Here is a 12733-nt window from a genome sequence, read left to right as displayed (position 1 = left end):
AGACATCAGGCCGTTCGAGGTGCAGGTCGTGGCTGGTGCCGGTAACGCTCGTAGCCATGGTTTCGGGGCGTTGCCGGAGCATCTCGTGGACTTCCTACTCAGGAGTGAAACTGGCTTGCGTCAGGACAACCAGGGTGGGACAGACACACGCCCTGCCTCCACTCCCGCCGGAAGGAACCCTCAACGTTCTCTGCCAGCGACCGGACCATGACGTCCCGGTCGGACCGAGGCCACCATCGACCATCGCGTTCTTCCAGCCCGGCCGCCCAGTCGGCGCCAACCGGTCCACCGCCGAGGAAAGCGGCTGCCGCTTCACGCGAGAGAAACGGTGTCGGCCATGAGTCGAGCCATTCGCCGTCTTTCCCGGGGCCGCTCGGATTCGGACCACCGAATCTGGCCTCGACGGTGGGCAGGGGCCTCTGCGGGTGGCCGCGGCGCCGCTCCCCGGTCGGTGCCCGCCCCAGCTGGATCGGACCGAACTGGACACGCACGTTGGCATTCCCCTTGCAGCTTGGAGCGGAGGGGTTCGGCCATCTTGTGACGGAGCCGCTCCGGCCGGCCGCAGGTCCAACAACCTGCGATTCCCCGGCGTTGTCCCCCGCTGCGGGCTGTTGGGTCCGTGATTCGAGGGAGTTCGCAGCAAGGGCGGCTGCCCGTCCACTGCCTTGTGGCTGCCTCGCCTTGGGGTGCTACAACGCAGTCACCTCCGCGAGGATCTTTGCCTCCTTGGCCGGGTCCATACCGTGCTCGCCCCAACGGGCATGTGCCACAGGCGAACCCCCTCCTCTGAGCCAAACCCAAGTGTCGGCCACGGTGTCCGAGAGCGGTCGACATGTGAGTCCGGCCTCTTGAGCACGCCCGGACCCCACGGCCCACGTGCCGCGCGCGGTGCGCCACAGCGGCAGCTCCGTCCATTCGCGCACATGGTGGCTTCTAAGGACCTCGTCGTCGACCCACACCAGTCGTCCGCGGTCCCCGGTGACGCGCAGGCACGCTGCGAGGAGATCGCCCATCGTGTTGCGGCCCAACGGTGCGGCGACATTAAACGAGCCGGGCGGCGAGTCGAGCGAGAAGGTCGCCACGTCCCGCACGTCGACGGGTTGGACTGGTTTGCCGGGACGTCCCGGCGCCAGGATTTGTCCCCCGCGTTGGGCTCGCCGCAGCCACCACGGCAGGCGCCCCACGTACTCACCAGGGCCGAGGATCACACCGGGTCGCAGGATGGTTGCCCGTCCCTGGAAGACATTGAGCACCGCGTTCTCGGATCCGGCCTTCTGCATGCCGTAGTGGGTCGTGATGCCCTGCTCGGCCCCATATTCCCTTCCCACGTCAGCTGGCGCCGCGTAGGTCGGGCTGGATTCCGTGAGGAGCTCGTGGGGCCAGCCCGTGTAGGCATTGACCGTGGAGACGTACGTGTAGTGCTGCACGGCATTACCGAGTGCGCGTGCACCGCCGAGTACCTGCCTCGGCGACATCTCCGAAGCCGACGTATCTACGGCAAGGTTCCATGACCCGCGCCCAGCCAGCCTGTTCAGGTCGTCGATGCAGGTCCGATCACCGTGTACCGACTCCACTCCCGGTACATCCTGCGCGCTTCGGCCACGGTTGAACGTCGTCACCTCCCAACCTCGTTCACAGGCAGCCTCCACCACTGCCCTGCCGAGGAACCACGTGCCACCGAGAAGAAGGATGCGCATGCGGATAATCCTTTCGATCCACAATGCGGTCCGCCAGGCATCACGTCGTCGGGTTTGCTCGGGCGGTTGAGTTCAGTCAGCGCTCTGATCTCGCCCGCGAACCGCTCCCGTCGGCGAGCCACGGCGCTGCAGCGCCTCGCAGAGAGCGATCGTCTCCCGGCACGGCTCCTCATCGACTTCGGCGAGCGTCGCGCTGAGGAGGCTCAGAGTGCGAGGGATCTCGGCCTGCAGGCCGAGACGAGCCTGTACGCGCGCGATGTCGCGGTAGATGGCCTCGTTGTAACGGTCGAACGACCTGGAACGCTCCAGGAGGACGAGAGCTTGGTGGGGATCAGAGGCGCTCACGTCGCGGGTGAGTGCGGCGAGGCCGTCGAGTACGTCACGACGCAGGGCCTCGCGCGGGGCTTCGCACCACTCCGAGACGATGTCGGTAGCGAAGTCGCCGGCATAGAGACCGGTGCCCCGTTCCAGAGCGTCCCGGCGCAACTCATCGTTCTTCCCCGCTGTGCCCGCTTCGTGCAGGGAGTCCTGCAGCTCCCAAAGGTCGACGGAGACTTGGCCGTGGTCGAGAACGTACCGGCCGTCGAGGTGGTGGACGATGTTGCTGATCTCGTCTCCGGTCGCTGTTCGTAGGGTGCGGCGGAACTGGCTCAGTGTGGCGTGGAAGCTGTTGTAGGGGTGCTCGCTGGGGGCATCGGGCCAGATGGCGGCGATGAGCGCTTCCCGGCGGGCACCGTGTCGGTGCAGTGCGAGGTACGCGAGGATCTCGCGCTGTTTCGGGGCGAGGGACCGGGTGAGGTCGTTGTCATCCGCACCACGGCGCGGGTGGTGTGTCAGGCGTACGGGACCCATTACGGCGAGCGTGAGGGCGCGGCTGCTCGACTCGGCTGACGGCGCCGCCGGCTCCAATTCCTGCAGCAAGTCGAGGAGCGCTCGCGCATCGGGCGCCGGCATCGTGAACAGGCCTGCCCCGGCGAACTCGTCGGCGTCGGCCTCGGGCGAGGATTCGACCGAGACGGTTCCGTCTTGCCCCACGCAGAGAGTTCGTCCCGGACGCCACTGTCCCAGGAGCACTCCCGCCAGGCCGAGCGAGGAGCCGTTCTCCAGCAGCGACTGCAGACGTCCATCGGAGTCGGGAACGGGACTGGCGATCAGTAGAAGGGCAACACCCGCGATGCCGTTGGATGTTGGAGAGGTGCCGTCGTCCCGTGCGTGACGCGCCCGAGTGAGGATCTCGGCCTCCAGCACGTTCAGAGCTGCGTCCAGATCTTCGACGATGCGCAGACCCGCCGGGCAGGGGATGTCTGCTGCGTCCTCGCCGAGGAGCCGTGCGGCATCCTGCGCAGGGACCAGGATCTCGAGGTGTCCGGCGGCCGTCCCATGCCGCTCCGCCACACCCGCGACCGCGAGGGCGCGGGCGGCGTCCATCGCTCCGGCCCCGACCAGGCCGAGGCCCCGGCTGTGGGCCAGGTCCCAGGCGAGGGACTGGCCTTCTCGTACCCCGATCACCCGCCGTGTCGCTGGCGACAGGGGCTCCGCATGATGCCGGGCTCCGGCGCGGAGTGGTTCGTCGGGTGGGCGAGGTGGCGGGTCCACTTCGGTGTCGATGTCCATCGTGGTGTCGTCGTCGGTCTCCTGGATCGCTTGGTCGTGGGCCATGCGGAGGGCGCGGACCACGGGCGCGATGGTCAGGTCGCCACGTTCGCCGCTGCCGGGCTGGTAGCGAACCCGCCGTCGTCGGCGCATGGTTGCGGCAGCGGCGGTGATCAATGCCGCCAGGCCGAGGCCGACATAAGCCCCTGTGGGCAGGTCGAGCCCAGGGGCCCGGTGCGTATCAGGGCCAGGCGGTCGGGGAACCTCAGTAGCCGTACCCGTGGGCGAGTCCGGGTTCGGCTCGCTGGAAGGAGCGGGGGTCGTCCCCGGTGGAACTTCGGGTGCCGGATTGTCCGGACGCTTGGGCGGGACCTCGGCAGGCAATTGGAGAACCCAACCAGGTCGGATCAGGCCCGGGTTGGTCAAGACTTCTCCGTCAGGCTGGGGCCGGTCTCGGTTGAGCGCATAGATCTCTGGCCATCGCCCTCCGTCGCCCAGCGTGCGGGCGGCAATCCTCCACAGGCTGTCGTGGATACCGTGATCGGGCGGACGCACGGTGACAGTGTGCGGCGGTCGCTGTGAGGTGTCGGCCACGCGGTAGGAGGCCGTTTCCGGGAGGGTGTTCGCCATGTTGTGTACGGGTCCCGAGGGCGCCTCGAAGATATCGGGGTGCAGCGGTAGGTCCGTCGTGGCACGGAGCGGCGCGGGCCTGCTGACAGTGTCGGGCCTGTTCAGCAGCAGCGCTGTGACGGCGGTTCCGACCAGCAGGGTCGCCAGCATGTGCACCGGCCTGTGCGGATCACGAAGTTCCGGCCGCGAGGATCCCCTGACCACATCCGTCGCGGCGCGTGCGACATCAATCGCGAAAGCGCACCAGAGCGTCCAGACCGCGCACGCCAGGGTGTTGAGCAGGAAGGCAGTGCTCATCGGGGCGCGTAGGGCCGTTCCGGCCTCCGTCCACGTGGGGATGCGACGCGGCAGCGGCCATCCGACGTAGTGCCATAGCCCCCACGGAATTCCGGCAGCCAACACAAGCAGCACCACTGCGGCAAGCAGCCCCCGCAGAAACCTGTTCACGCGGTTCCCGCCCTCGGAAGAGGCTGGTGGTGTCATGGCACTGCGGTGCCGGTGTTCCGCACCGGATGCGCCGAGCCCGAAGCCGACACCGTGAAGAACCGGATGCCCACTACGTCGAGGAGTTGCGTGGAGGATCGTGCCGTGACCGTCACAGTGACGGTGTCCTCGGTGGCCGTGACCCTACCCGAGTCGCCTGTGGCGGAAAGGTGGCTCAGGGCCAGGGCGCGGGCCTGGTCAGGGATCAGCCGAAGCGTGCCGTGCGCTCGGTAGGCTGCCAGGTCAAGGGCCTGGGCACCGCGTCGGGCCGACTCCTGGGCTTCGCCCATGACGCGCACCTTGGCCGCCAGGGCGAGGCCTCCGTCCAGGACGAGTCCAGCGAACATCAGCACGGCGACCGTGATCAGGACGACGAACACGGTCGCCTGGCCGTCGTCGCGCCGGAGCGCCTTGCGCCCGCGAGCAGCGGACAGATTCGGGGACGTCACGAGTGCTCCACTCCCCGGCGGACCGAGGTGCTCGCGACACGCGGCAAGGTGAGACCTTCGGCAGTGTCCGACAGAGCATGTGCCGACGGGACTCCGCGGTACACATCGACCGGTGACGTGAACTCTGAGGTGAGCGCAGCGTCACCAGGTACTCGCAGCAGGGCAAGATCGCTCAGGTCGATGTGGCAGGTCACAGAAGCCCGTGCAGTACCACCCGACCGCATGCTGCCCTGCGTGTGGACGGACAGATCGCGGCAAGTGACTCCCGCGCCCTTCAGCGCCTCCGCGGCGGTCGTCCGCGCGTGCGCTTCGGCGGCCGCTGCCGTGCGCTCGGAACTCGCGGCCCTCGCCGCTTGATGGGCCGCGTCATCGATACGCAGGCGGGTGTCCGCCATCCGCCCGCAGAAGACCAGGAACCACAGAGCCAGAAGCAACACCGGGATGGTCAGGACCAGTTCAATGGTTGCGGAACCCGTGTCGTCTCTGCTGCGGTGCTGCTGGGATCCGCCCGACGGGACGGATCGTGCCCGGCACCGCGCCGACAACCACGGTACGACCGGCCTCAACGTGTGCCTCCCCGGTCGTTTGTGACCGTCTCGACCGGACCAACGGACCGTGCTCGCACCGGCAATTGCAGGAAAGGGAGAACGGCACCGGCCGTGCCGGTGACCCCGGCCTCGGCGAGGTGGGGCCCGCGCCTCAGGTCGACGTGCGCATCGCGGAGGGGGCCTCGCCCCAACTGGTTCAGGACGCGGTCGCCTTCCGATCGGCCGGCCTCCACGGTTCCGTGTTGCACACGGGTGGCCGCCAACGCGTGGGCGGCGGTGGCCTGGGCGATGTGGGTGGCGTGCAGGTAGACGGCCGCCTGCGCCAGCAGCAGGACGACAGTGAACACCAACGGCAGGACGAGGACCATCTCGATAGTGCCGCCACCCGCGTCCAATCGCCCGACCGGCGCGGACAGGCGGCAGGGCCTGACTATTTGAACGTGACGCTTCGGGCCGCGGCCAGGATCTGCGGTCCGAACAGTCCGGTCACGGTCAGAGCGAGCGCGGCAAGAAAGGCGATCCATATGACCTGTTCGGTCGTCATGCCGCCGGTGTCGCGCCTCATCGCGCGCCTGACAACGCTGAGACGGCTTCGCACGAAGCGATAGCAGGTGAGGGATGACATGTCCGTGGTTCTCCAGGCGTGATCGATGGGTGTTCACAGCGAGGCCCCGATCTGGACGAGGGCCGGATAGAAGACGAAGAGCACGAACCCGAAGGCCATCAACATGCCGGGCAGCGCCATGCGCTCGGTGGCCGCGTTGGCCCGGCCTTCAGCTTCGGCGGCATCGCGACTGCGGAGCGCCGCCGCCTTGGCGGCGAGGGAGGCACGGATCTTGGCTCCCTCGGTTCCGGCGAGGGAGAGTGCGGCCGCCAGTTCACAGAGCTCACTCACGCCGACCTCTTCGCCGAGTTGGCCCAGCGTCGTCCAGGGGGAAGTGCGGGTGAGGCGAGCGGTGTTCAGCGCGGTGCGTATGCGCTGGAACAGCGGCCCGTGGCCGATCTCGGCGGCGTCGGTCAGCGCGCCCTCCACACCCGCACCACCGGCGAGCAGGATGTGGATGAGGTTCAAGTAGGCACTCAGGACGTGCCGGAAGGCTGCTCGTCGACGCTCGGCCGCTGCGCGGACGCCGATGTCCGGCAGGAGGAAGCCCCCGGCCGACAGGGCCAGCGCACCACCCAGTGGGATCGGCCAGGGCAGGGATCGGCCGCCGACGGTGAGGATGGCCTCTACGGCCGCCGGCAGGCACAGTCCGGCGAGGCTGAGTGCCGCCTTCTCTCCTATGTACGTCTCCACCGGACGCCCCACGACCGACAGGTCCTTGCGCACACCCGCAGTGGGCAGCCCCACGCCGCCCAGCACGCGAGCGAACGGAGCACCCATCCGCTCAGCCCATCCCAGCTGGCGGTCGGCAGCGCCATCTGGCGACGCGGGCACGGCATGGAGGCGTGAGACCAGCTCGGTCAGAGGCGGCGGAGGTGGGGCGATCCAGAGCGTCAGAGCCCACAGCCCCAGGCCGGCCCCCATCGAGATCACCACGATCGCGATCATGCGAGAGCCTCCCGCCCTGGGCTGTCTCCCACCTGCTCTGCACCAAAGCTGTCCCCCGGGGCCGCGAGGATCCGCGCGGGCTCCTCGATTCGTGCCATCCGGCGCAGCCAGGCGAAGGCCCCTGCGAACACCGCCCCGATCAGCAGCAGGACCAACTGCCCTTTCCACGTGTCGTATGGGCTCAGGAACGCGGGATTGAGAAGGACCAGTCCGCCCGCGAAGGAGATCGTGGTGATCACGACGACGCGCAGGGTGGTGCGTACACGGGCCCGGCCGGCGTCGATCCGCTGCCGCATCTCGACCTGGGCGCGAGCAGTCGCGGCCAATGCGTCGAGAACCGGGCCGAGTTGGCGTCCCTGTCGTTCGGAGGCGAGCATCAAGGCGGCGATCACCAGATCGGCGGTGGTGTCGGCCAGGTCGGCCGCGAGGCACCGCAGCGCGTCGGGGAGCCGTTGCCCTGCGGTGATCCGCACGGCGAGGGCCCGCACCTGCGGGCGGACCGCCTCCGGTGCGGTGTGTGCCGTGGCCACGATGGCCTGTTCGAGGCCGGCAGCTGCGGCCAGGGTGTCGCGGAGCATCTCCGTCCAGCCGGCGATTCCTTCGACCCGAGAGATCTCTTGACGGTGGGCGGCTCCCTGTTCCAGCAGCCTCGGCACACTCCACATAGCTGCCGCCCCCAGTAGGCCACCGACCACCCAGCCCGTCACAGCGCCACAGGCCAACCCGGCGATCGCTGCCGCGGCCAGCCACCGCCCTCGATGCTCCATGTGCCGGCACGCTCGCTGTGACCGGCGAGACGTTCGCGCTGGGTGCGCACCGACCGGGCGACGTGCCGTCCGTACGAGGGCGAGCACCCCCGCGCCGAAGCCGAGTCCGAGCAACCCCAGCAACGCTGAGTAAACAGGCACCTCCCTCACCCCCACTCGGTCCGGTCGATCCGGTCGAGGCATTCGGGGTCGAACCCGGCGGCCACCAGGTCATCAAGCGTGTCAGTGCGCAAAGGCGCGCCAGGAACTGCTCGCAGGTCCGCACCCGGCCGAAAGACTTCGTTGGAGACGATCTGTTGGTTGTCTGCATCGACGACCTCGCGGACCGAGGACACCACGCGCTTGGTCGGGTCATCGCGCGGCTTGTCGAGGTGTACGACGAAGTCCAGAGCGGAGGCCACCAGCAGGTTGGTGGCCTCCAGTGGCAGGCGCTCCGGGCCCTGGACCGCGTAGGCGGCCAGCTTGGTGAACGAGCCACGGCTCGTCGAGGAGTGCAGCGTGGCCATGGAGCCGTCGTTGCCCTGGCTCATGGCGTTGCACATGGGGATGACCTCCGGTCCGCGCACCTCGCCGACGATCACACGGTCCGGAGACATGCGCAGCGCCCACCGCACCAGCTCGGCCTGGCTGATGGCGCCCTGGCCCTCAATGTTCGGCTCGCGAGCCTGCAAGGCCACAACATCCGGGTGGGCTCGTACGTCAGCGTCCAGGCCGAGTTCGAGCACGTCCTCAATGGTGATCAGACGTTCCTGTGGTGGGATCTCGGCGGCCAGGGCCCTCAGCATCGTCGTCTTGCCTATGGCCGTGCCTCCGGTGATCAGGACGTTCTTACCGGCGCGGACCATCGCGCCGAGGAAGGACTCCAGGTTGCGGTCGAGCGCGCCCGCGTCGCGGAGCTGTGCGAGGGTGACGCGCTGGAAGCGATGTCGCCTGATCGACACCGACGGACGCGCCGTGACTGCCATGACGGCGAACACCCGTTCACCACTGGGGAGTTGGAAACTGACACCCGGACTTCCACGATCGAAGCGGCGCTCCTCGACACCGGCACGTGCCGCCAGGTCCCGGATGAGAGCGACCAGTTCCCCGTCGGAGCGAACCACCGGCCGGAAGCGCTCGCGTCGGCCATCGGCAAACCGTAGGAAGACGCGGTCGCCGTTGATGTTGATGTTCTCGATGTCCGGGTCGCGCAGCAGTGGCTCAAGCCCAGCGAGACCGAGGGAGTCTGCCAGCACGGACACGATCACCTGTTGTTCGACGTCGGGCGACACCACGTCCGCACCGCAGCCGAGTTGGGCGCGTGTATGTTCCTCTGCGACATCGACCAGGATCGCCCTGGCCCGTTCGCGACGCTCGGGCTCCGACATCATGGGGCGCCCGGCTTCCTCGTCGGCGCGGATGCGCTCGGACAGCCGAGCAGGGAGTTCCCGGCACAGTCGGCGGCGCAACAACTCGGCGGACGGTCCGGCTTCCTCGCCCCCTCCGCCGGCCGCCCCGCCCGCCGCCGCACTGCTCCATGGCAGGCCCGGATCAATCACCGCGGACCCAGGCGGCAGTGGGTGTGCATGTCCGTGCATCGGCTCGTTCGTCTCACTCATTGCAGTACTCCGCTCGGATGGACCTGGGCAGCGCGGCCCGCTAGAGCAACCCCGTCCGCGTCAACATCAGGTCCAACAGGCCTGGTTGGCGGCTTCCGGACCGCCCTCCCGCCGAACGAGGGGGCGGCGACGGTCGCCGCGATCCGTGCCATCGCTCCGGCGAGCGGCGATCGCCCCGACGCGCGACGCGGTCCCGCCCGTCCTCCCAGGAGCGCCGCCCCGCGCCGGTCTTCCGGGATGCGTCCGAGCACATCGACCCTCAAGGCCTCCTCGATCGCCCGGGTCGCGTGTCCGTCACCGACCAAGAGAAGACCGACACACGGTGCCCAGTGCGCCACCTCGTTCCATCGCGCCGATACGTGCGACAGGGCGTCGTCGTGGGCGCGGGCAACCACCATCAGTACGTCAGCCGCATTCATGACCGGAAGGGCGGGTGATTCCGGATCGGCTCGCCCACAGTCCGCGACCACCACGGTCCCCGCATGGTTTGCGACCCTACTCAGCGTATTCGTACGGGAGTTGGCGACCTGCCGGAGTACGGCGCGCGCCTGCGCCGCCCCCGCGGGACCGACCACCACGGGGAGTCCACCCGGGAGCTGCTGGGTGTGCTTGCGGAGTTCGGTGGGTCCGGACATTCTCCGTGCGGCGGACGTCAGAGTGACCAGGCCCGGGGAAAGATCAAGACGGAACCGGGCAAGCAGGTCTCCCCCGGCAGGGTCGCACTCCACGAGCACCGTCTGCCGTCCTGTCGGCCAGCCCGCGGCGAGTGCCAGTGCGGCCGTCGTGACTCCGGGAGACCCTTTGAGGCTGCACAGCGCTACGAGCGTCATTCCCGGCCCCCGTTCACGATGAAGACAGCGACTTCGCCTTCGCCTGCTGTGGCGAGTTGCCGTGCGGCGCCACCATCCATCTGCAGGGAGGCCACGGTGGTCTGCTCGTTCGGTGGTGTCTCCACCGCCATGACGGTGGCGCGCCAGGAAGTGGCGGACGCTGCCGTGGAAGCGGTGTCCCCTGATGCGCGCGACGTCATGACGACCGTGACACGGTTCCCCGGTTGCAGTCCGGGCGGGAACTGACCTGCCTTCAGGCCGACTGCCGCGATTGCCTTGCCGGGTGGCGGCACCCGTGCTGCCTCCCCGACGACCGCCTCTGTCAGCAGTGCACCTGCTGGGAGGCTGTAGGCAACGGGCCGTCCCTCCACCCTCGAGCGAGAGCCGGCGGAGAGGGACGGGAGGTCACTGTCCGCCGTGATGCTGATCTCGCGGAGGTCCCGTGCACGCAGTTCGTGGCCGACCGCCACCGGGCGGGCCAGGGCCAACACCGCTTTACTGTCGCCGAGTCGGGTACCGACGATCACGCCCGCGGTCGCACAACCCACCACGAGGAGCAGCCCGAGCAGAAGGTGTCGCGGGCGCCTGATCCGGGGCAACGCCGTCAGCCTTGTCGGGGCACGCCTCATCGGGCGCGCCTGCGGCTTCTGGGCGTTGCCCGGATTCCTCGGATTCCTGGGGTCTCCGCCTCGCGGCGCGGACGGTGCACCGTGCCTCGCTGTCGAGTGCGGGGACACTCGGGGTTCCACCATCTGCTGCCTCCCGGCACATGTCTTCTCAGCACCGCACGGTCTGCACGGTGCTCGTGATCGATTTCGGTTGGTGCCCCGGCCGTCGAGCCATATGGGGCGGGCGCCTTCTCCTTACGGAGCCTCGCGCTCATTCTCTGGTGTTCAGCGCATGGCTCTCGGCGACGCGAACACTCGCGTTGGACGTGGTCGTGAGGTCGGGGAACGTGCCGGTCTGGCCGGCTCCCGCCCAGGTGACCTTCCAGTGCACGGTCGCCGAGACGATGTAGGCGCAGCTTGGTCGACCTGCCGATGAGGTGCGGTAGGTGTGCCCGCAGTCAGGGGACGACTGATTCGCGTCGACCGCCCCTGCGTACGGGGTGCCGGGCCCTTGGCAAGTCACCGAACTGCCGTCGCCGAAGGTCCAGACGGTCTTCGCCGGCCGGGCCGCCGCCGTCACAGAGACACCCGGTACGGAGGCTGCCGCGGACACCCTCCGCCAGTCGCTGCGTGCCAACCACAGCCAAGTCGGCAGATTTACCAGTTGCTCACCTCTCGGACTCATCCCCATCTCTGGTTCAGGAAGGCGGAGTTGAGCACGCGCGCGTCGCGCGAGGTCCGCGGGTGCCGGGGCGGGAGCCGGGTCGGCAGCACCGCCTGCCGCGTTCGGGATCCACACGGGCGGCCGGTAGAAGGCGTCCCGCGTCCCGCCGCGGGTGCACCGGTACACGTACCAGCCACCGTTGCCCTGGCGCGCGGAATCCTCCCCAGCGGCCCCGAGTCCGTGCGTGAGCGTCACCTGCACGGCTCGGGACCGCTGCCTTCCCGCCGAGCGGGGATAGGCGGCCGGAGCCACCTCCGGCGGGGGCTTGTAGCCGCTGCGCTCGTAAGCACAATCGGCGAGATTCGGATCGCGCGGTGCCGCCGTGCCGCCGCCTCCGCCGTTACCGACAGACGGAGGCGTCCTGGGGTATGTACGTCGCGGGACATCGCTTCCACCGCCGCCCTTGCCGACACCGAGCTCGCAGCCGGGACGGGGGTTCTGCGAGCAGTCGACCACACCCCAGCCGTCGTCGGCGAAGGCCTCCGCGGCACCAGCCAACACAACCGCTGTGGCGACCCCGATCGCTGCAAGCGGCCGTTTCAGCACGAGCCGACCTCCTGCACGGCGAAGCGTGTGACCTTCCAGGCTCCGTCGTCCTGCTTCTTCACCTCAGCAGTAATCTGCCGAGGCCCGCCCGGCCGGCCATCCGCCAAATCCTCAGTCCCCCTGCGGTATTTCAACCAGTGGGTGGAATTGCCGCAGTCGGAGATCAACACCACGACAGGAACGTCACGCGGCCTGAGCCGCGCGACTTTCGGCTCGTTGCGCGGTGCTCCCTTGGTGACGAGGCCGTTACGCCGATCCGCATACATCCCACGCGTGATCGCACCGAGCGCGTCCCCTGTGGCATGGCGGCTGAGCAGTGGCGACCTCCAGTCGGATGTCCGCGCGGCAACCGCCATGTCCCGCCACATGCCGAGGTACGCGGCGGTCGCTCGCCGCCGGGCGATGGCCGCGGCCGACGGGGCGGTAGAGGCGGAGGAGCTCATCGGACCCACACTCGGGTAGCTGCCGCTGCCCCCGTCGCCCTTCGTTCTGTCGTGGTTGCCGGAGTCGGTACAGCCGGCAACCACAAGCAGCAGCAGTGCAGAAGTGACACCGGAGCAGAGAACACGCCGTTTGGCGCTCCGCCCGTTCGCGGCTTGCACAATGGACACCTCCCCCATCGGATGAAGAAATCGGATGACGTTGCCCGCCGGCCACACGCGACACGGTCGGCACATCCATTCCTCTACTCCGCCTCTACGCTCCGAC

The 12733-nt window shown here is 68.8% G+C and carries 11 protein-coding genes; all 11 read right to left on the bottom strand.

The features are described from left to right. Positions 1-689 precede the first annotated feature (689 nt). A complete protein-coding gene (locus ACP4E5_RS40365) occupies positions 690-1697 on the bottom strand; it encodes an NAD-dependent epimerase/dehydratase family protein (RefSeq protein ID WP_425838356.1) in 1008 nt (335 codons plus the stop codon). Between the two features lie 72 nt (positions 1698-1769). Next, a complete protein-coding gene (locus tag ACP4E5_RS40360) occupies positions 1770-4217 on the bottom strand; it encodes an AfsR/SARP family transcriptional regulator (RefSeq protein WP_425838353.1) in 2448 nt (815 codons plus the stop codon). 182 nt (positions 4218-4399) lie between these two features. Beyond that, entirely contained in the window at positions 4400-4852 is a 453-nt protein-coding gene (locus ACP4E5_RS40355; RefSeq protein ID WP_425838350.1) for a hypothetical protein, read from the bottom strand. Continuing rightward, positions 4849-5397, bottom strand: a complete 549-nt coding sequence (locus ACP4E5_RS40350) for a TadE family protein (RefSeq protein ID WP_425842015.1) — start codon at positions 5395-5397, stop codon at positions 4849-4851. The genes ACP4E5_RS40355 and ACP4E5_RS40350 overlap by 4 nt, the downstream gene beginning before the upstream one ends. Before the next feature lie 17 nt (positions 5398-5414). Beyond that, positions 5415-5924 carry a TadE family protein gene (locus ACP4E5_RS40345; protein ID WP_425838348.1) on the bottom strand — a complete coding sequence of 170 codons (510 nt, stop codon included), beginning with the start codon at positions 5922-5924 and terminating at the stop codon, positions 5415-5417. Continuing rightward, on the bottom strand, positions 5831-6025 hold the full coding sequence (locus tag ACP4E5_RS40340) for a hypothetical protein (RefSeq protein ID WP_425842193.1): 195 nt from the start codon (positions 6023-6025) through the stop codon (positions 5831-5833). Before ACP4E5_RS40340 ends, ACP4E5_RS40345 begins: the two co-directional genes overlap by 94 nt. 33 nt (positions 6026-6058) lie before the next feature. Next, positions 6059-6952: a type II secretion system F family protein gene (locus ACP4E5_RS40335; RefSeq protein ID WP_425838345.1), complete on the bottom strand. Its 894-nt coding sequence runs from the start codon at positions 6950-6952 to the stop codon at positions 6059-6061. Continuing rightward, positions 6949-7530: a type II secretion system F family protein gene (locus tag ACP4E5_RS40330; RefSeq protein ID WP_425838342.1), complete on the bottom strand. Its 582-nt coding sequence runs from the start codon at positions 7528-7530 to the stop codon at positions 6949-6951. The genes ACP4E5_RS40335 and ACP4E5_RS40330 overlap by 4 nt, the downstream gene beginning before the upstream one ends. 335 nt (positions 7531-7865) lie before the next feature. After that, positions 7866-9317, bottom strand: a complete 1452-nt coding sequence (locus ACP4E5_RS40325) for a TadA family conjugal transfer-associated ATPase (RefSeq protein WP_425838339.1) — start codon at positions 9315-9317, stop codon at positions 7866-7868. 826 nt (positions 9318-10143) lie between these two features. Further along, positions 10144-10674, bottom strand: a complete 531-nt coding sequence (locus ACP4E5_RS40320) for a hypothetical protein (protein WP_425838336.1) — start codon at positions 10672-10674, stop codon at positions 10144-10146. Positions 10675-12018: 1344 nt separating this feature from the next. Continuing rightward, the gene (locus ACP4E5_RS40315; RefSeq protein WP_425838333.1) at positions 12019-12636 is read right to left on the bottom strand and encodes a hypothetical protein; all 618 of its coding nucleotides are present in this window, start codon (positions 12634-12636) and stop codon (positions 12019-12021) included. Positions 12637-12733 lie beyond the last annotated feature (97 nt).

The sequence above is a fragment of the Streptomyces fractus genome (assembly GCF_049844455.1).
Lineage (GTDB): Bacteria > Actinomycetota > Actinomycetes > Streptomycetales > Streptomycetaceae > Streptomyces > Streptomyces fractus.
Note: the sequence above shows the minus strand (reverse complement) of the source record. Positions and strands in the feature narration are given on the sequence as shown.